Origin of the sequence: Nonomuraea sp. NPDC050663 (assembly GCF_044456985.1) — a bacterium.
Classification (GTDB): domain Bacteria; phylum Actinomycetota; class Actinomycetes; order Streptosporangiales; family Streptosporangiaceae; genus Nonomuraea.
Window position 1 is genome coordinate 139,697 of the sequence record NZ_JBITGL010000012.1, and the last position, 19,172, is coordinate 158,868.

The window sequence follows — 19,172 nt, forward strand, 5'->3', positions numbered from 1 at the left end:
ATTAGTGGATGCCCGCGAAAAGATCGTTCTCGCGGGTGTGCGGCTCGCCGATCCCGCCCGCCTCGACCGGCGCCCCGGGGCCGGTGGGACCCGGCACCCCGCGCTTGAGGATGAAGTGCTCCACCCCGAACGCCTCCTGCCCGATGTTGTTTGACAACGCGAACCAGGGCGCGTCGACGCTGATCTGCGTCGCGTGCGCGCGCATGGCGTCGAGCTTGTGCTTGACGTACGGCCGGGCGTCGATCTCGGTGGTGACCACGTCGTCCGGGCAGCCGAACGGCATGTCGTCGACGTCCTCGACGGCGAACTCGGTCTCGGCCTCCTTCAGCGCCTCCGACTGGCGGCGCATCACCGACCTGGGCAGGGCGGTGAAGTAGAACTTGGCGATCTGCCAGGCCTCGCCCGTGCCGAAGGCCGGGTCGGCGGCCAGCTCAGCGGCGCGCCAGGCCACCCGGTGTGCCTGGATGTGGTCGGGGTGGCCGTAGAAGCCGTTCTCGTCGTAGGTCACCAGGACCTGGGGGCGGACCTCGCGGATGACGGCGACCAGTTCGGCGGCGGCCTCGTCGAGGTCGGCCTGCCAGAAGGCCTCCGTGCGGTCGTTGGAGGCCACGCCCATCATGCCGGAGTCGCGCCAGCGCCCCGGGCCGCCCAGGAAGCGGTGGTCGCTGACGCCGAGGGCCTCGCAGGCCCGCTCCAGCTCCCCGATGCGGTACTGGCCGAGGGTGTCGTCGCGGTCGGCGGCCAGGTGGGCCAGCTCGGCCGGGATCACCTCGCCCTCCTCCCCGAGCGTGCAGGTGACGAGCGTGACATGGGCGCCCTCGTTGGCGTACTTGGCCATCGTGGCGCCGGTGCCGATCGACTCGTCGTCGGGATGCGCGTGCACGAGCAACAAGCGTCGATCACTCATGGGGTCAATCCTGCCAGGAAGGTGAATGCTGGCAGGATTGACCCCATGAGCTTTCCGCGTCTGCATGCCAGGACCCGCCGCTTCACCCTCGGGGTGCCGCGCGGCTTCACCATCGCCCCCGACGGCAGCCGTGTGCTGTTCCTGCGCACCCAGTCCGGCACCGACGCGGTGACGTGCCTGTGGGAGCTCGACACCGCCAACCACGTGGAGCGCCTGGTCGTCGACCCGCGCAAGCTCGGCGCCGACGAGGAGAACCTGCCGCCGGAGGAGCGCGCCCGGCGCGAGCGCAGCCGCGAGCAGGCCGGAGGCGTGGTGGGCTACGCGGTCGACCGCCAGGCGGTCAAGGCCGTCTTCGCGTTGTCGGGCGAGCTGTACCTCACGACTCTCGCCTCCGGCGAGACCGTCCAGCTCGAGACCCCGGGCGGCGTCATCGACCCGCGCCTGTCCCCCGACGGCCGCTACGTCTCCTATGTGTCGGGCGGCGCCTTGCGGCTGCACGACACCACCACGTTCGAGGACCGGGCGCTGGCCGAGCCCGAGAGCGAGACCGTCGCCTACGGCGTGGCCGAGTTCATCGCCGCCGAGGAGATGGACCGCATGCGCGGCTACTGGTGGTCGCCCGGCTCCGACCGGCTGCTGGTCGCCCGCGTCGACGAGGCCCCGGTGCGGCTCTGGCACATCGCCGACCCTGCCAACCCCGACCGTCCCGCCGTCGAGCAGCGTTACCCCGCCGCGGGCACCCCCAACGCGATCGTCGAGCTGTTCGTCTACGCCCTCGACGGCTCCCGCGTCGCCGTACCCTTCGAGCAGGAGTACCTGGCCAACGCCTCGTGGGACTCCCACGCCCTCTCGATCGTCACCCTCGCGCGCGACCAGAAGTCGCTGCGCCTGTTCACCGTCGACCCGTCCACCGGCTCGTCGGAGCAGCTGGTCGAGGAGACGTCACCGGCCTGGGTCGAGATCGGCCAGGGCGTGCCCGCCCACCTCGACGACGGCAGCCTGGTGTGGTTGTCGGGCACCCAGCTGATCGTCGGCGGGAAGCCGGTGACGCCGCCGTCGATGATCGTGCGCGCGGTGCTCGACGTCGACCGCGACAGCGTGCTCTTCCGCGCCTCCGGCACCGACTCCACCGAGATCCAGCTGTGGACCTGGGACGGCCACTCGCTGCTGCCCGTCTCCACCAGCTCGGGCGTCTTCTCCGGCCGCCTCGCGGGAGGCGTCGGCGTCCTGACCGAGCAGACCCTGGAGAACGAAGGCGTCTCCGTCACGGTCGTGCTGCCCAGCGGCATGACCATCCCGATCCCGTCGCTCGCCGAACGGCCGGGCCTCGACCTGCGCGTCTCGATCGGCCGCTCGGGCTCGCGCGAGCTGGCCACCGCCGTCATCCTCCCGTCGTGGTACGAGTCGGGCTCGGGGCCGCTCCCGGTCCTGCTCGACCCGTACGGCGGGCCGCACGCCCAGCGGGTGCTCGCCGCGCACTCCATGTTCCTGACCAGCCAGTGGTTCGCCGAGCAGGGTTTCGCCGTCGTCGTCACCGACGGCCGCGGCACCCCGGGACGCGGACGCGCCTTCGAGCACGAGGTGCTCGACGACCTCGCGGGGCCGGTGCTGGAGGACCAGATCGACGCCCTCCACGGCGTGGCCGAGCAGTACCCCCAGGACCTCGACCTGACCCGCGTCGGCATCCGCGGCTGGTCGTTCGGCGGCTACCTCGCCGCGCTGGCCGTGATGCGCCGCCCCGACGTCTTCCACGCGGGCATCGCGGGCGCCCCCGTGACGGACTGGCGGCTGTACGACACGTGCTACACCGAGCGGTACCTGGGTGACCCCAACACCCAACCCGAGGTGTACGACCAGTCGTCGCTGTTCGCCGACGCCGCCAAGCTGGAGCGGCCGCTGCTGCTGGTGCACGGGCTCGCCGACGACAACGTGGTCGCGGCCCACACCCTTCGCCTGTCGTCCGCCCTCCTCGCGGCGGGACGCCAGCACTCGGTGCTGCCGCTGTCGGGCGTCACCCACATGACGCCGCAGGAGGTCGTGGCGGAGAACCTGCTGCTGCTGCAGGTGGACTTCCTCAAGCAGTCGCTGGGGGTCGCCCAGAGCGGCTGATGACGCGGAGCTCGCCGGCGATCAGGGGGCGGGCGTATCTCGGTGGACCCGCCCCTCCACTCCCGGCACGATGATCGTATGACCTGGATCGTGCCGCCGTTCGACCGCGTCGACGAGCCGTTCGTCGCCGACGAGCGCGCGATGCTCGAGGGCTTCCTCGACTTCAACCGCGCCACCCTCCTACGCAAGTGCGCCGGCCTGACCGCCGACCAGCTCGCGATGCGGCCGCTCGCGGTTTCCAGCCTGTCCCTGCTCGGCCTGGTCCGGCATCTGGCCGAGGTCGAGCGCACCTGGTTCCGCCGCCGCTTCGCCGGTCAGGCGCTCGGGCCGCTCCATGCCCGTGACGACGTTCCCGAAGCGGCGTTCGAGCTCGTCGATCCCGCCACCGCCCAGGACGACGTCGCAACCCTGCTCGCCGAGCAGCAGGCGGGGCGAGAGGCGATCGCGGGGCTCGGGCTCGAGGCGACGTTCGCCAGCCCTCGCTGGGGCACGATGTCACTGCGGTGGGTTCTCAACCACATGAACAGCGAGTACGCCCGTCACAACGGCCACGCCGATCTTCTACGCGAGCACATCGACGGCGCAACCGGCGTCTGAACACGACCCGCGAGTGACCGCACCACCTCCAACCACGACCGGCGGCGGTACGGCCCGGCGCCGAATCATCGCCCGGTCGTCACCTCGGCCAGAGCCGCTCCGAATCGGCGCATGCCCTCGGCGATCTGCTCTGGCAAGTAGGTGCTGAACGACAGGCGCAGCGTCGACAGGTCCGGCTCGCCCGGGTAGAACGGCGCTCCCGGGACGAATGCCACGTCGTGCGTGAGCGCCACCTTGAGCAGCTGTGCCGTGTCGATCCCGCCGGGAAGGCGCGCCCAGATGAACATGCCTCCGTCAGGGTCGCTCCAGGTGCTGCCCGCGGGTGCGACGGCGGCGAGGGCGTCGATCATGGCGTCGCGGCGCGGGCGGTAGGCCTCGGCCAGGGCGCGGACGCGGGCGTCGAGGTCGACGGTGGCCAGGTAGCGGGCGGCCGCCGCCTGGTCGAGGGTGGAGGTGTGCAGGTCGGTCGACTGCTTGGCGATCGTGAGGGCGCGAAGAAGCGGGGCGGGGGCGCGCAGCCAGCCGATGCGTAGTCCGGGTGCGCCGATCTTCGACAGGCTGCCCAGGTAGACGGACGATTCCTCGGCGCCCGGGTAGGAGCTGAGCGGCGGGAGCGGGGTGCCGCGGTAGCGCAGCTCGCCGTACGGGTCGTCCTCGAGGATCCAGAAGCCGTGCGAGGCGGACAGGGCTGCGACGGCGCGGCGGCGTTCGTCGGTGAGGGTGCGCCCGGTGGGGTTGGCGAAGGTGGGCACGAGGTAGAGCAGGACGGGCCGCTCGCGTTCGACGGCTTCGCGCAGGGCGTCGGGGTCGAGGCCGGACTCGTCGCTGCGCACGGGGACGATCCGGGCGCCGGTCAGGCGGAAGCACTGCAGGGCGGCCAGGTAGGTGGGCTCCTCGACGAGTACGACGTCGCCGGGTTCGAGCAGGGCGGTGGCCACGAGCGAGACTCCCTGCTGGGAGCCGGTGGTCACGAGGAGGGAGCCGCCGGTGGTGGGCAGGCCGCGGCCGGTCAGCCGGGTGGCGATGAGTTCGCGCAGGTCGGGGTCGCCCTCGGTGGAGGAGTATTGCAGGGCGCGGCGCACCCGTCCGGAGGAGAACACGTCGTCGAAGGCCTGTCGCAGCCCGTCGACGTCGAAGAGGGTGGGGCAGGGCAGCCCGCCGGCGAAGGAGATGACTTCGGGCCTGTCGATGAGCGCCAGCAGATCGCGAACCGGTGAGCTGTCGATCCGGCCCATCCGGCCGTCGGCGGGGCTCTTGAGTGGCATGGTGGGAAACTCCGGGACTCGGCGGCGTTGAGGCGGGTGAGGTCGCGCTTGTGGCCGCGTGTCACTCGCGTGGGAGATGTTCGCCGGTCGGGCGTTCGAGGCATCCTATCGCCGCTCCTGGGCAGTGCTTCATGATCCCGACACGAATGTACATAGGGTGTGAGCATGGACGTCCTGCGTAGGAACCACGTCACGGTCACCGGAAACCCGGCCGGCCGTGCGGTGGTGCTCGCCCACGGGTTCGGCTGCGACCAGAACATGTGGCGCCTGACGCTGCCCGCGCTGACCGCTTCCTACCGCGTGGTCCTGTTCGACTACGTCGGTTGCGGCCGCTCGGAGTTGTCGGCCTTCGACGAGGAGCGTTACAGCACCCTCGACGGCTACGCGCGCGACGTGACGGAGGTGTGCGAGGCGCTCGACCTGCGTGACGCGGTGTTCGTCGGGCACTCGGTGAGCGCCATGGTCGGGGTCCTGGCCGCGCGGCTGGCTCCCGAGCGGATCGGCGCGCTGGTCATGGTCGCCCCCTCCCCTCGCTACATCGACGACGAGGGTTACCGCGGCGGCTTCAGCCTCGACGACATCGACGAGCTGCTCGTCTCCCTGGAGTCCAACTACCTGGGCTGGTCGGCCACGATGGCCCCGGTGATCATGGGCAATCCCGACCGCCCCGAGCTCGGCCAGGAGCTCACCAGCAGCTTCTGCTCCACCGATCCCGCGATGGCCAGGGTCTTCGCCCGGACCACGTTCCTGTCCGACTCCCGCGACGACCTCAAGTCGGTCTCGGTGCCCACGTTGGTGCTGGAGTGCACCCACGACGTGATCGCCCCGCGCGAGGTGGGCGCCTTCGTGCACGCCCACGTCCCCGGCTCGAAGCTGGTCACCCTGGAGGCGACCGGGCACTGCCCGCACCTGTCGGCGCCCGAGGCCACCAACGAGGCGATCACCGCGTTCCTGGCGGACCTGCGGTGACGGGTCCGGCGACCGATCCGGCGTTCGTCGAGCTGCTCGAGGACAGCGCGGAGGAGCTCTACGAGAACGCCCCGTGCGGCTACCTGTCGACGATGATGGACGGCACGATCGCCAAGATCAACGCGACGCTGCTCGGCTGGCTCGGGCTGGAGCGCGAGGCGGTGGTGGGCCGCATGCGCTTCTCCGAGCTGCTCACCGTCGGCGGCAGGCTCTACCACGAGACGCACTTCGCGCCGCTGCTGCGCATGCAGGGCACGATCAACGGCATCGCGCTGGAGCTGCGGGCCGCGGGCGGCGAGCGCATGCCCGTGCTGGCCTCGTCGGCTCTCAGGTACGGCGAGGCGGGCGAGCCGCTGCTCGTCCGCACGACGGTCTTCGACGCCCGCGAGCGCCGCGCCTACGAGGAGGAGCTGCTGCGCGCCCGCAGGGACGCCGAGGAGTCGGCCAGGCACGCCATCGCCGACCGGGCCAGGCTCCAGGACGCCCTCGCGGTGCTGCAGCGCAGCCTGCTGCCCGACTCGCTGCCCGAGGTGCCGGGCATGGAGGCGGCCGCGTACTACCACGCCGCCTCTCCCGACCAGCTGGGCGGCGATTTCTACGACGTGTTCGCCATCGACGGCAAACGCTGGGCGTTCTTCCTCGGCGACGTGTGCGGCAAGGGCCCGCAGGCGGCGGCCTTGACGTCGCTGACCCGCTACACGCTGCGCGCCGCGGCCCTGCACGACCCGGACCCCGTCTCGGCCCTGGCCACGCTCAACACCGCGCTGCTCGAGCGCTACAGCCACGACGACCCGCGCTACTGCACGGCCGTCTTCGGGGTGCTCGAACCGGATCCCGACGCCGGGATTGTGACCGTTCACCTGGCGGCGGGCGGCCACCCGCCGGCGCTCGTGGCGCGCGCCGACGGCTCCTGCGACTTCCTGCCCACGCCGGGCGGGATGCTGGTCGGCCTGCTGCCAGAGCCGCTTTTCACGGCGGCCACCACGATCCTGGGCCCCGGCGACAGCCTGGTGCTCTACACCGACGGCATCACCGAGGCCCGCACCGGCTCCGACCGCACCACGCTCTACGGCGACGAGGCGCTGCGCACGTTCGTGGCCAGGCGAGCGGGCTCGTCGCCGCGGCGCCTGGTGGAGGCGATGACCGGGTTGCTGAAGAGCTTCGGCGACGGTCTCGACGACGACACCGCCCTGCTGGTCCTGGGGGTTTCGGAGCCGGGCCGTCGCCCGTTCCCGGAGGCTCAGGCGGCCGAGTAGACGACGAAGCTGACCGCCAAGGTCGTACTTGCATCATGGCTGCGGCTCCCCGCGAGGGACGCCCGAGAGCTAAAGGGATTCCGCACAAACGGGACGTTCGGTGCGATTCCACGCCATGGAGATCGCGATGCAAGGCGATCCAATCCGAGTACTCGGAGCGATCAGACAGTCACGCAAGGCAAAGACCAAAGACGTCAGCGAAGCCGTCCAACGCGCAGCGATTGAGGACTGGGCCGCGCGGCACACCAAGCCAATTTAGATTGTCGGATGGGCTGTCGGTCTCAACGTCTCCGGCCACAAGAATCCATTCGACCGGGAACAAGTCGGCGAGTGGTTAGAACACCGCATGGATGCGCTCGATTCGCTGGCGGCCTACGAGCAGGACCGCTTTTCGAGAAATCAGGCAGATACGCACGTCTTCTGGAGCTATTTCAAGCGAATCAACAAGGGATGCGCTTTCTTCAGAAGGCACTGATTTTTCGGACCCTGCCGATCAGATGCAGATCAGCATCCGAGCCATGATTGCGGGACAGAAATGAATTAAGTTCCAAGAGCGGTCCATCGACAACCGCCAAACAATGCCTCGAAACGGCCACTGGGCTGGTGGCCGAATTGGATTGGGCTGAAGGACCTTGGCGGAGGACGAGTGGCATGGGACTCGGATCACGTACCCATCCTGCTGGACATGGTTCAACGAGCAATCGATGGATACGGCTACGGCGCAATCGCAAAGAAGCTGACGCAACTTGGCGCTCCCACCATTACAGGCCCCAGAACCCTGACCGCGAAGACAGCGCATGGGGCTGGACGGATCGGGCGGTCAAACTCGCGCTAACCTCTCAACAACTAATCGGCGAGATTGCCGATTAGGGGCGAGTCGTCTTGGACGACGATGGCAAACCCCTTTGCCCAAGGCCGCCGTTGATTGACAGTGACACCCGAGACTCGCTCCAAGCAGCACTCAAGCGGAGAAAGCGACATGGCACACCTTAGCCAACGAACACGTCGCTCCTGCGAAAGGTAGTCGTTTGCATCTGCGGCAGTACCGTTAGACGCGGAGGCGGAGACGAGGCAGGGGATCACCGCTACAGCTGTACAGCGCGCTTTGTACGCCAGACGGATTGTGCAAACCCAGGGATCGCCGCTTCCATCATCGAAGGTCACCTAGTCGACTCCGTCCTGAATCTGCCACTCCGTGATCTTGGATACGAGTGGGATATCTTTGCTGACGTTCCCCGATTCAAGAAGGAGTATCAGGCAATCGTGGATCATCGGCCTGAGCTCAGACGCCTGGCGGCGCTCATCAAGCGGTTAGACGATGAGTTCCTCGCTGGAGTGCACAATGACGATGAAGACTTCTTCCGTGAGCGCATTGAGGGCTACCAAGAGCGTCGCAGGAAGCTAATCCTGGAACAGAAATCGCAGGGAAACGGATACAGGGTCATCTCCATGGGCCAGACGGTCGGAGAGTACTGGCAGGCCTGCGACGTCAGACAGCAGAACGCCTTTCTCTGCGAACTGGGCATCCGCATAATTTACGACAAACGCGAGGGGCCGCCGAGGTTTCAGATCGACTTCGGAGAGGTGGAGGCGCTCGTAGGCGTTGCTCAGCACGCCCGCAACAGCGAGCGCTTGACATCCGAGATTGGCGGAACTTAGCGTCCAATCAGCCCCGCCCCAGTGGCGGGGCGAACTATGTCCGGGAGGTCCGCATGATGCCGTATCACCCCCCACGGGGCCTCAGCATGACCTTGCTATAGCAGTTGCCCGCGCGGTCGCGGATGGATGGCGGGTGGAGTCCCACATCCCCTATGCCGCTGTGCTCGTTGGAGGCCAGAACCCTAACCACGTACTTCATGTGCTGGTCTCGCTCTTCACCTGTGGTTTGTGGGTGCCCATCTGGATACTGATTGCCCTGACCAACTCCCAGAGACGAGCCATACTCACGGTGGACACTTACGGGCGGCTCTACTGGAACGGGCAGGCTAGCGGGCATGGTCCAGGAGCCGGTGCCCCACACAGAGGGCAATAGCCCTGTATAGAATCGTTACCCTGGCCGAGGGGTGGGCGATCGGAGATGTTCACACTTCTAACACCCCATGGGAAGGAGAACCTACAGGAGGGGATGGGTTCCAGCCCCTGAAGGCTGTAAACCCGAAGGCATTAAAGCCATAGGGGTTACAGAGACTATACCTGAAAGCGAGCCCTTGGAGGCTAGCTTTTGTTATGTAGAGGATCGGCGCCATGGCTGATCCGCTAAAGGGGTAGCTAGCTCAATCTCCATTCCGTGTATTCATCCGACATCGAGGTTGCACGGGGCAGCCAGATGAAGAAAGAAGTTGGCCGGGACCTCTACGTCCCGGTCACCACGAAACCCCGAACATCCGGCTACTCCCGTCAACGTGGGCTATCCAGCTAGGCGGTTCCTCCTCTCGCCGCCGCCGATCCGGGCTGGGCAATGCTGGGCGGGAGGATGTGCCAGCACATATCTCAGGAGGTTGCTTGCCACGAGCGAAGTCCATCTGCTCCGAATCCAACTGCCGCCTGACGGCAACTTCCGAGGGCAAGTGCGAGAAGCACAAGCGGGAGCCTTGGAGATACTCACCCCGCAACCAGAGCCGGCCAACTGACTGGCGCCGACGTAGAAACTCCGTACTCCTACGTGGCCGCGGAGTCTGTTACATGCTCCGGGAAAGTTCCTGGTGGGGAGACCATGAAGGTGGAGACCCGCATCACGCGGGATGGCACCTACGTTGCTTCCGCGACCAAGACTTGCTCGCTTCCCTATGACAGCCGCGTGAAATGCACCGCAACCGCTATCGCCTTGAATCCCGCTTGCAACCAGCCCTGGCGTGAGGAAGTGCTTCTCTACATCAACAACGTCTACGTCACCTAGGACGAGTCGTGCGAGAGCGGCAACTACTAATCGAAGCCTCAGCGGCCTAATGGCCGTCCTGACGCGTAGCTCAGTCGGCAGCGCAGCGGATTGTCAATCCACTGGTCCCTGGTTCGAGTCCAGGCGCGTCAGCTTGCAAGGAAGTCGAAGTGGAAGGCTAGTGCAATAAGCACGAAGGCTACAATTCTAGCAATCAAGATAAGATTGTCATGCTCGGCCAACCAGAGGTACCGACGCATGATTCCGGGCCTACCATCCAGGCGGATGCAGCCGTAGATCAGGCTGAGGACGGCAACCACGCCAAGCCACCAATTAGACTCGCTTTCCCAAATTCCGAGGTCGGCAAACAAAAAGAAGGCCTGTAGGCAAGCAATCCAAGCACTTGTCCATAGCCCAGCTGCAACTTTAGACGCTTCTTGACGCCATCTCGCCAGGAATTGCTCTAGTCGCTTTCGGCCAATTATATCGAAAACGATAATTGATGCGGCCAAGAATGCGGCTGTCTTGGACAAGCGAGCCCACCAGAAGATCTGCATTCCCCACAGCACTCGTTGACGGATGTCAACGCCGTCAGCCCACGCTCCCCAGGCCTCAAAGAGGCTGGTGCCCTCGCCCGCCATAGCTGCCAGAGTACGCCTCCAGTGGAGTCTGCGCGCAGGGTGCAACAAACCGGACTGGATCAAAGCTGAGATCCTGGTTCGAGTCCAGGCGCGTCAGCAAGCTCCTAATTAGAACCAGACGGTCTCAATTTCAACGCGCCTGATTTCGGCCTGCCCCTTTTTCAAGTACTCTGCATACCAGAGCCGGTCCTCTTTGACGATTCCGATAACAAATCCTCGATTTCTGCAAGACATGATTGTCCGCACGCCTGCAACGCCCAAGCTCGTTCCCGAATGGCGAGCGCACACGTCCACAGACTTATGGAGTCGAATCATCCACGCAGCCGCTGGCGTATAAACGTTCTTGGGCTTTCGCGAGGTGTCCCAGTCTTCGAAATGTGCAATGCGCCGATAGACCGGGTGCCGATCAGGCCAGGTGACGCAGGCAACTAAACTAGAATCGAAACTATCCCTGATCCAATCCGGCTCAGGGAAACAGTCATCGTAGACCCCGTCGTCTATGAAGCACCTACGCGTTCCTCCCCACGGACGTATGCTCCATCCCTGACATCTACTTTGCCTATCATACTTGGCCACCTTCGCCTGCTTCTCTGCGTCCGGCGCAAGCCAAGGATCATACGGAACCAGATGCGTTTTTAACGGTGGGGGTGGATCGAAGTAATTCCAGACCGCCTGCCACGCCGTGCCAATAACTCCTGACACCGTTAAACCCAAGATCGCCACAATTGCGGACACAAGAGCCAGGCGCTCTGTCCAGGTCTTTAACTTGCTGGGCTGTTGTGCCGGTTGGGCCATACCTCACGGTAAGCATCTCATTGTGTCACGTCAAGCACAATACGTAACTTCGCAGAGTGGACAGGTTGGGTCATCCTTGCGGGTTTCATAGGCCCTGAGATCGTGGGTTCAAATCCCACCCCTGCCACTACGTCACAATGACTGGCGATCCATACTGCCATTTGCTTCTGTCGATGCCGCAACCACGAACACCGTTGGCGACGTTCGCGAACTTGAAGGCGTGTACGCCCGTCACACCATGCAGGTCGTACTCGGGCATTCCACATGCCCCCTTCTACGCCGCCCTGGACGGCTCGTTGGATGGCGGGAGCTGGCAGCAGCTCGGCCAGCTGGCAAGCAACATCGGTAGTCGTCTGCTTCACTTGGAGGGCTGTCTGCGCTATGTGCGGGCACGCGTCACCAGCATGAGCGGTACCGCCGTGGCCACTGTCTACGTGGCGAGTGCGTAGCTCTACAAACCCATCTGGCGAGTGGACAGCCCAGCCACAAGGCTTCGCCAGAGGCAGAACATATGCCCCTAGCTCAATTGGTGAAGCAACCGCATCCAAAGCGGTGGGGTCCGGGTGCGACTCCTGGGGGTGTGCTGTGACCGTAGCTCAGCGGTAGAGCACCGGGTTGTGATCCCGGTACGGCGAGGGTTCAAGTCCCTTCGGTCACCCCGTGGAATTGGTGAACTGGTATCACGGCTGGTTTGGGGCCAGGCGCTGGGGGTTCGATTCCCTCATTCCGCACCTCCCACTAAGGGGCCGGAGTGCCTCGACCCCTTACGCCGGACTAGTCAATCAAAGAACTTCGAAATCCATTCAATCAATAGAAGAAAAGCTTTAGCTGCCACTAGCAGCCATTCGCCCCATCGGTCTTTCGACATGTCATCACCTCTTTCGCTATCAATATCAACCATTATATTAACTCACTTAGAAATGGTCAATGTTTAGCAATGCAGGTTTCAGATATTTCAAAAGCAGACTAATGCCGCTTTAGCCCAATGACAGAGGCGTCTGTCATTGGAACAGAAGGTTCCCGGTTCGAGTTGGGGGGTACTGGCCGCGTTCGCTGGCCTGACTATCTACTGTTCACGATCAGGCAAGAGCTGACCGTTGACCGTCTTCAGCTTGGTCACGTTGGCGCAGTCCTGCCCATCGACCTTGGTCAACTCTGAGGCGGACACACGCTCCTGCCTCACATAATGTTCGGTCTCAACGGCCGCGATGGGCGTGTGCCTGGGTCGTAAATGATCGCTTCCTGATGCCCGCCCGTGGTGATCACGACGTGCAGGAACTATGTCAGACCCCCGGTAGTCGAGGACGGGCGGCAAGAGCGGAACTCCATCCATGTGGGCCACCATACCGAACACATGTTCGGTTTGGAACGTAGGTGATGCCATGGCTGGTAGTGGACCAGCACCCAAGGACAACGCCGTCAGGCGGAACGTACAGGAATCAGTAGAGGTCTTGGGAGCCCCCTCCCCCCGATGCCCCCAAGCTCTTCAAACGAGCCAAGTACAGCGCGGCAACCCACCGCTGGTGGGACACCTGGGTTGAGAGCCCTCAGGCCGAAGCCTTCCTACCTACCGATTGGGAGCGACTCCAGATGCCCGATCCCATGGTCGAGGCCTATCGGCAGGGTGATCTCAAGCTTCTGGCCGAGATACGCCTGAACGAGGAGCGCCTGGGCGCGACCGCCAGTCCCTTCGTATGCGCATCGACGCCGAGGCGAAGAAGAAAGAAGAAACGGCACGTGTTGTCGCCGAGGCTGAGAACGTCGTGGATATGGAGCTGTTCAAGTCACTCGGCGGGGCGTGATCAGGGTTCCAGCTCGCGCAGTTCGGCTCTCGCGCGGAGAAGTTCTTCATACGCCTGCTTCGCCTTCTCCGCCTCGACACGTCCGTTGTACCAGGCGGTTTGCAGACTCGGAAACCATGAGCCAATTTTGTCCGGGTTCTTGAAGATATACGCGGCAGCAGTTGCGACGCCAGCGCTGCTAATGCCAGCGATAAGTAGATCCACCACTAAGGGCGAATTCATAGCGATCCTACGAACCCGAGAGACCCGCGATGATCGCTGCTCAAGCTGCCTGACATACCCGCTGAAGCGCGGGTCGTCGAAGGGGAGCTGGTAGAGCCGCACCCGAACGAAGTGCGCGGCGTCCAGCACACCAATGAATGTATCCACGTGGCTCAAGATGAGAAGTAAGTCTGCGAGATACGGGAAGCGTGAGTCGGGGTCCGGATCCTCATGAGAATGCGCGCTGAGCTGCCACGCTACGGGAAGAACGAGGCGTAGCCCTCTTTGGTCCGCGCTCATCTGCGGAATGTCCGTCACACCTCCCAGAGCGTAGTGCGTGACGCTCCCGTCCAGCGCTGACTTGCTCTTCAACTTCATAACGGCCGAAGGTGATGCCCTGTTGCAGGCAGGCAACCTCCCCAAGGTGTCCCCTCTCCAAATCGTTCGCTGGGATACCAGATCCTTCGTTGGCTGAGACTCACGTCCTCCAGCCAGACGGCGAGTCCGCTGGAGAGCCATGGCGGTTCACCACCGAACAGAAGCGCTTCAATCTCTGGCTCAACGCCATCGACGATCGGGGCAAGTGGCTGTACTCGGCTGCTGCTCTTAGACGCAGCAAGGGGTGGGGCAAGACGCCGCTCCTGGCGGCAATCTGCATCATCGAGTTCATCGGTCCCGCGCGGTTCTCCCGCTGGGATGAGTGTGGCCGGTCCATAGGCAAGCGCGTCCCGCTCCCGCTTGTGCAGATCGCTGCAACCTCGATCGATCAGACGCAGAACACCAGAGACATGATTCGCGGCATGCTCGCTGAGTCGCCCGCGGAGCGCGAGTATCAGATCGAGATCGGCAAGGGTCTCATCCAGTTTGCCAACGGCAAGCCCGGTCGTATCGAGCCCGTCACCTCGCCCAGTCGTGGATTGGAAACGCGCCAAGCCCACCTTCGTGGTCTGCGATGAGACGCACCAATGGATCGAGTCGCACTCAGGCATCTACGTCTTCGAGACGCTCGACCGTAACGTCCGTAAGACCTCAGGCTCCGGCAGCCGCCTTGTCGAGACAACGAACACGTACAACCCCACTGAGAACTCTGTTGCTCAGCGCACGCACGAGGCCGTTCTGGGTGGTACGGAGAGCATCCTCTACGACTGCGTTGAGTCCGTCGCCAACGTCGATCTCAAGAATTTCGATTCCCTCAGGGCTGGCCTCACGGAGGCTACGCAGATTCGTCCTGGCTGGACCTGGATGGCCTCATCACGGCCATCCTCGACCCGCGAACACCTGAGGCCGTTGCTTACCGCTTCTACCTCAACAATATCCGCCAGACGGCGGACTCATGGATCGAACGCCACGTTTGGGATGCATGCCGCTCCGATAACGACTTGGACCCGATCAATCCGGGCGACCAGATCGCCCTAGGCCGTGTCCTTTAGATCTTGGCGTTCGGCTGAGGTCGATCACCTGGTTGGGTTGTGATGATGGCATGGTCCGTCGTCATGAGCTGACCGATGCCGCGTGGGCGCGGATCGAGCCGCTGTTGCCGGCTCAGCCGGTACAGGGTAGACGGTGGCTGGATCATCGGACGGTCTTGAACGGGATCTTGTGGAAGCTGGCCACCGGCGCCCCGTGGCGGGACCTGCCCGAGCGGTACGGCAACTGGAAGAGCGTCTACGAGCGCTACCGGCGCTGGGCGGCCGACGGCACCTTCGACGACCTGCTCCAGCACGTGCAGGTGCACGACGACGCCGTCGGACGGCTGGATTGGACGATCAGCGTGGACTCCACCATCGTGCGCGCTCACCAGCACGCCGCCGGCGCGCGCAAAAGGGGGAACCCTGCGGGACGAATCAGGCGCTCGGACGGTCCCGCGGCGGGCTGACCAGCAAGCTGCACCTGGCCACCGACGGACGCGGCCTGCCCCTGGCGGTGCTCATCACCGCCGGCAACGTCAACGACTGCACCGTCTTCACCCAGGTGATGGAGAAGATCACTGTCGCCCGGGCCGGTGCCGGACGCCCTCGCACCCGGCCCGACCGGGTCATCGCCGACAAGGCCTACAGCTCCCGCGCGATCCGCGGCCACCTGAGATCCCGAAAGGTCAAGGCCACCATCCCCGAACGCGCCGACCAGCAGGCCGGACGGCAACGACGAGGCAGCCGCGGCGGTCGTCCGCCCGTCTTCGACCCGGTCGCCTACCGCCAGCGCAACGTCGTCGAACGCTGCTTCGGCAAGCTCAAGCAATGGCGCGGCATCGCCACCCGCTACGACAAACTCGCCCGTAACTACCAGGCAGCCATCACCTTGATCAGCACCTTGCTATGGATCAACACTGATCTACCGGACACGCTCTAGGGCGTGTTTGTGGATCGTGATTGAGCCAGAGGATCAGGCTGACGATCGTGACCACGCTCCGGTAGTGGGCGGCGAGCTTGTCGTAGCGGGTGGCCAAACCGCGGAAGCGTTTGAGCTGGTTGAAGCAGCGCTCGACGAGGTTGCGGCGCTTGTAGACCTCACGGTCGAAGCCGCAGCGGCGGTGACCTCGTCGGGCACGGGCCGCTAGCTGATCGCTGCGCTCGGGGATGGTGTGGCCGATGCCACGCCGACGCAGGTAGGCGCGAATGGTACCGGTGGAGTAGCCCTTGTCGGCGATCACGTGGCCGGGGCGGGTCCGAGGACGGCCCGTTCCACGCCGGGCAACGCGGACGGCGTCGATGACGTCCACAAGCCGGGTGCAGTCGTTGATGTTCCCGGCGGTGATCACGAAGGTCAGGGGCAGGCCGCGGCCGTCGCAGGCCAGATGAATCTTGGTGGTCAGTCCACCTCGGGAGCGTCCGAGAGCTTGGACGGCCGGGCCGGGGTGGCCGGTTGGTGCGGCCGGTTGGTGCGGGTTCGTCCCTACCTGGCTCCCCCTTTTCGAGCGCCCGCGGCGTGCTGGTGAGCCCGCACGATGGTGGAATCGACCACGGTCACGCTCCAGTCGAGACGGCCGATCGCGTCGTCGTGCACCTGAATCTCGGCCAGCAGCCGATCCCAGGTGCCATCGGCTGACCAGCGGCGGAAGCGCTGGTAGAGGGTTTGCCAGGGGCCGTAGCGTTCGGGCACGTCACGCCAGTCGGCGCCGGTGCGGATCTTCCACACGATGCCATTGATGACCTGGCGATGGTCTCGCCAGCGGCCGCCTCGGCCGGGATCGGCCGGGAGTAACGGCTCGATCCGGGCCCAAGCGGCATCGGTGAGTTCATGACGGCGCACCATGACACCATCAAGCCACACCCTCTAGATCAAGATCTGCAAAACACGCCCTAGGCTTCGGCGGCTCCGTCCGGTGGGACTCAACCGCCCTGGTAGGCGTGCGACTCAGAGACGGCAAGCACTTCCTGGCCGGCCTCCGGGAGAGGCCCAAAGGCGCAGAGGAGTGGGAGGTCGACGCATTAGCCGTCGATGTCCGGCTCCACGAGCTGATGAAGAAGTACAGGGTCGAGTGGCTCTGTGCCGACCCCTGCTACTGGTAGATGACGATCGGCCAGTGGGCCGTCGAGTACGGCGAGGATCGCATCTTCGAGTTCGCTACAAACCGCGACAAGCCGATGTCCGAAGCCGTTGAACTAAACGGCCCGACTCCCACCGATGCTCTCGTGGAGCAGTTCGGACCCGCTGCCACCGAAGCCATTCAGGCACTCAGGTCGGCTAGCAAGATTTACGGCGCAACCCGTGCGCGCCGTTCGCCCGAAGCGAGCCTTCGGCCCAGCAGTTCGCAACCTCAGAGCCACGGCTGATGCCGCCGAGGCCGAAAGCGACCGCCTAGAGGCGCTGTACAGGCAATACGCAGCTGTCGGCGCGCGCCGGAAGGCACACGATCGAGCTGCTCGACAATCGAGAACAAATCCGTAGCAGTTACCACGACCTCATCGGCCAGGCACAAGAGGAGGTTCTGTCCTTCATCGTTGCACCGTTCCAGGGTCTCGCCGACTATCGCGACCCCGTAGATGAAGCGGCCCTAGACAGGGGCGTAGAGTTCAAGATCATCGCGGGTGAGCCGCTTCTCGAAGCGCCCGATGTTCTGAAGCGCATTGAGTGGACCATGAGCCGGGGAAGTCAGGTCTGGTTTGCGCGGGACTCGAAAGCGACTCATCATCGTCGACCGTCGCGTGGCCATGGTCACCGAGTTCCCCAACACCCACCCGTCATACGACGAGACATGTCTGGTGGTGGAGCGTGGAACGGTCCTCAACATGCTCGTCAACGAGTGGTTTCGCGTCCGAGAAGACGCAGCTTCCTTCCTTCTGAAGGACGGGGTGCCCCTTCGGAAACAGCGCAACTCTAAGGCTCACCCCCCCTGCTCTCGTCCGCCAAGCAGGAGCTTCTCAGCCTTCTGGCGCGGGGCTACAAAGATGAGCAAATCGCTCGCTTGCTCGGAATGAGCGTACGCACGGTGCGCCGCGATGTGAGCGTCATCATGGATCTGCTGAAGGCTGATAGCCGCTTTCAGCTGGGTTGGAGCGTGCGCCATCTCGGCATCGTGTCTCCGACGCCTCAGCCACACGTGAACCGCGCGAGCTGAGTGTAAACGTCTTCAGGCTAGGCCCCAGCCGGTGATCTGGGGGCCTGTCGTTCTTTCTTCATCCCTCGATCAGAGACCGGGCGTACGCGGCCCCACGGGCGAATGTGACGCGGTCCTGGGGTGTCGCATCCCCCCATGCAGGACCGTCCAAAGGCACGCTTTCGTCGAGCCGGACAAGGCAACGAGCGATAACACGCCAAGCATCCGACCCGTGAGCAGCTCACGCTTCTGCAATTCCAACAATGCCCTCCATCGGAAGGTTCACCTGGAATTCCGCCGCTTTCAGCGCGTCTAGGAGCGCAACAGAATCGACCCCGCACCGCATCGCTTCGACCACATCCCGGGGACCATCGAGCGCAGTCGCCAGCTCTTGCATCTCAGCCTCGTCCGAGGACTCTGTGATGGCGATGAGGTCCTTGCGTACCCTCGTGGCCGCCTCCCGCAGTGCAGCCAATTCGTAGCTGAGTCTGAGGACTTGTTCGACACGAGGGTGAGGCCTAGTCAGGCCTCCCAAGCTGGGATGATGCATGCGGGGAGTCTGCCACGGACCCTCAATGTGCAAGAACGACCATTGACACCGCCACGTACTGCACGATGTAGGCCACCACGGTGAACGCGTGGAACACCTCGTGGAAGCCGAACCACTTGGGCGACGGATCGGGCCTGCGCACCCCGTAGACGATGCCGCCCGCCGTGTAGAGCACCCCGCCCACGATGACGAGCACCAGCGCCGCCACCCCCGCGCCGTCCATGAGTTGCGGCAGCACGAACGCGGCGACCCAGCCGAGCGCGATGTAGAGCGCGGTCGACAACCATCGCGGCGCGCCCTTCCAGCAGACCTTGAACAGCACGCCCGCCAGGGCGCCCGTCCAGATCACCACGAGCACCAGCACCCGCGGCGGCCCGTCGAGGGCGAGCAGCGCGAACGGGGTGTAGGTGCCCGCGATGATGAGGTAGATGTTGGCGTGGTCGAACCGCCGCAGGATCTCGGCGACGCGGGGCGACAGCCGGCCCCGGTGGTAGGTGGCCGAGACGCCGAAGAGCAGGCCGGAGGTGATCGCGTAGACGGTGGCCGCGAGCCGCGCTTCCACGGTGGGCCCGAGGGCGACCAGCACGAATCCCGCCACCAGTGCCGCGGGCAGGGCTCCGGCGTGCAACCAGCCGCGCAGTCGCGGCTTCTCCAGGACCGTCATGCAA

At 64.8% G+C, this 19,172-nt stretch carries 16 protein-coding genes, 3 tRNA genes and 2 pseudogenes; 14 read left to right on the forward strand and 7 right to left on the reverse strand.

Going from position 1 to position 19,172, the window contains the following annotated elements; translation table 11 throughout:
• Position 1 precedes the first annotated feature (1 nt).
• Positions 2–907 carry an N-acetyl-1-D-myo-inositol-2-amino-2-deoxy-alpha-D-glucopyranoside deacetylase gene (gene mshB / locus ACIBH1_RS32450; protein ID WP_397317782.1) on the reverse strand — a complete coding sequence of 302 codons (906 nt, stop codon included), beginning with the start codon at positions 905–907 and terminating at the stop codon, positions 2–4.
• 45 nt (positions 908–952) lie between these two features.
• Here mshB and ACIBH1_RS32455 point away from each other — a divergent pair, with 45 nt between their 5' ends.
• On the forward strand, positions 953–3,016 hold the full coding sequence (locus tag ACIBH1_RS32455; RefSeq protein WP_397317783.1) for a prolyl oligopeptidase family serine peptidase: 2,064 nt from the start codon (positions 953–955) through the stop codon (positions 3,014–3,016).
• 78 nt (positions 3,017–3,094) lie between these two features.
• The gene (locus tag ACIBH1_RS32460; RefSeq protein WP_397317784.1) at positions 3,095–3,613 is read left to right on the forward strand and encodes a DinB family protein; all 519 of its coding nucleotides are present in this window, start codon (positions 3,095–3,097) and stop codon (positions 3,611–3,613) included.
• 65 nt (positions 3,614–3,678) lie between these two features.
• Here the strand turns inward: ACIBH1_RS32460 and ACIBH1_RS32465 are convergent, their stop codons facing one another.
• On the reverse strand, positions 3,679–4,878 hold the full coding sequence (locus ACIBH1_RS32465) for a PLP-dependent aminotransferase family protein (RefSeq protein WP_397317785.1): 1,200 nt from the start codon (positions 4,876–4,878) through the stop codon (positions 3,679–3,681).
• Positions 4,879–5,043: 165 nt separating this feature from the next.
• Here ACIBH1_RS32465 and ACIBH1_RS32470 point away from each other — a divergent pair, with 165 nt between their 5' ends.
• From ACIBH1_RS32470 to ACIBH1_RS32490, 5 genes are all read left to right on the forward strand, one after another.
• Positions 5,044–5,847 (forward strand): alpha/beta fold hydrolase, encoded by an 804-nt coding sequence (locus ACIBH1_RS32470; protein WP_397317786.1) that lies wholly within the window; start codon positions 5,044–5,046, stop codon positions 5,845–5,847.
• Positions 5,844–7,103, forward strand: a complete 1,260-nt coding sequence (locus ACIBH1_RS32475) for a PP2C family protein-serine/threonine phosphatase (protein WP_397317787.1) — start codon at positions 5,844–5,846, stop codon at positions 7,101–7,103. The genes ACIBH1_RS32470 and ACIBH1_RS32475 overlap by 4 nt, the downstream gene beginning before the upstream one ends.
• Positions 7,104–8,366: 1,263 nt before the next feature.
• Entirely contained in the window at positions 8,367–8,762 is a 396-nt protein-coding gene (locus ACIBH1_RS32480) for a hypothetical protein (RefSeq protein ID WP_397317788.1), read from the forward strand.
• Positions 8,763–9,816: 1,054 nt separating this feature from the next.
• Positions 9,817–9,999 carry a hypothetical protein gene (locus ACIBH1_RS32485; RefSeq protein WP_397317789.1) on the forward strand — a complete coding sequence of 61 codons (183 nt, stop codon included), beginning with the start codon at positions 9,817–9,819 and terminating at the stop codon, positions 9,997–9,999.
• 59 nt (positions 10,000–10,058) lie between these two features.
• Positions 10,059–10,131, forward strand: a tRNA-Asp gene (locus ACIBH1_RS32490).
• Here ACIBH1_RS32490 and ACIBH1_RS32495 read toward each other — a convergent pair.
• Positions 10,128–10,619, reverse strand: a complete 492-nt coding sequence (locus ACIBH1_RS32495) for a hypothetical protein (RefSeq protein WP_397317790.1) — start codon at positions 10,617–10,619, stop codon at positions 10,128–10,130. The two genes, ACIBH1_RS32490 and ACIBH1_RS32495, sit on opposite strands and share 4 nt — an antisense overlap.
• A 1,380-nt stretch (positions 10,620–11,999) precedes the next feature.
• Here ACIBH1_RS32495 and ACIBH1_RS32500 point away from each other — a divergent pair.
• Together ACIBH1_RS32500 and ACIBH1_RS32505 are read left to right on the forward strand one after the other, a co-directional pair.
• A tRNA-His gene (locus ACIBH1_RS32500) sits at positions 12,000–12,072 on the forward strand.
• A gap of 2 nt (positions 12,073–12,074) precedes the next feature.
• Positions 12,075–12,145 (forward strand) — tRNA-Pro (locus ACIBH1_RS32505).
• Positions 12,146–13,216: 1,071 nt separating this feature from the next.
• Here ACIBH1_RS32505 and ACIBH1_RS32510 read toward each other — a convergent pair.
• On the reverse strand, positions 13,217–13,795 hold the full coding sequence (locus ACIBH1_RS32510; RefSeq protein ID WP_397317791.1) for a hypothetical protein: 579 nt from the start codon (positions 13,793–13,795) through the stop codon (positions 13,217–13,219).
• 89 nt (positions 13,796–13,884) lie between these two features.
• On the opposite strand from ACIBH1_RS32510, the gene ACIBH1_RS32515 reads away from it, so the two are divergent.
• Together ACIBH1_RS32515 and ACIBH1_RS32520 are read left to right on the forward strand one after the other, a co-directional pair.
• Positions 13,885–14,373, forward strand: a complete 489-nt coding sequence (locus ACIBH1_RS32515; protein WP_397317792.1) for a hypothetical protein — start codon at positions 13,885–13,887, stop codon at positions 14,371–14,373.
• A 524-nt stretch (positions 14,374–14,897) separates the two neighbouring features.
• A pseudogene (locus tag ACIBH1_RS32520) lies at positions 14,898–15,766 on the forward strand (IS5 family transposase).
• On the opposite strand, the pseudogene ACIBH1_RS32525 reads toward ACIBH1_RS32520, so the two are convergent.
• Positions 15,738–16,666: pseudogene (locus ACIBH1_RS32525) on the reverse strand (IS5 family transposase). The pseudogenes ACIBH1_RS32520 and ACIBH1_RS32525 overlap by 29 nt on opposite strands.
• 98 nt (positions 16,667–16,764) lie before the next feature.
• On the opposite strand from ACIBH1_RS32525, the gene ACIBH1_RS32530 reads away from it, so the two are divergent.
• From ACIBH1_RS32530 to ACIBH1_RS32540, 3 genes are all read left to right on the forward strand, one after another.
• On the forward strand, positions 16,765–16,926 hold the full coding sequence (locus tag ACIBH1_RS32530) for a hypothetical protein (RefSeq protein WP_397317793.1): 162 nt from the start codon (positions 16,765–16,767) through the stop codon (positions 16,924–16,926).
• A complete protein-coding gene (locus tag ACIBH1_RS32535; protein ID WP_397317794.1) occupies positions 16,927–17,190 on the forward strand; it encodes a hypothetical protein in 264 nt (87 codons plus the stop codon).
• Positions 17,191–17,750: 560 nt separating this feature from the next.
• Entirely contained in the window at positions 17,751–17,975 is a 225-nt protein-coding gene (locus ACIBH1_RS32540; protein ID WP_397317907.1) for a helix-turn-helix transcriptional regulator, read from the forward strand.
• 220 nt (positions 17,976–18,195) lie between these two features.
• Here the strand turns inward: ACIBH1_RS32540 and ACIBH1_RS32545 are convergent, their stop codons facing one another.
• Both ACIBH1_RS32545 and ACIBH1_RS32550 read right to left on the reverse strand, forming a co-directional pair.
• A complete protein-coding gene (locus tag ACIBH1_RS32545) occupies positions 18,196–18,504 on the reverse strand; it encodes a hypothetical protein (RefSeq protein WP_397317795.1) in 309 nt (102 codons plus the stop codon).
• A gap of 22 nt (positions 18,505–18,526) precedes the next feature.
• A complete protein-coding gene (locus ACIBH1_RS32550; protein ID WP_397317796.1) occupies positions 18,527–19,168 on the reverse strand; it encodes a hemolysin III family protein in 642 nt (213 codons plus the stop codon).
• Between the last annotated feature and the right edge of the window lie 4 nt (positions 19,169–19,172).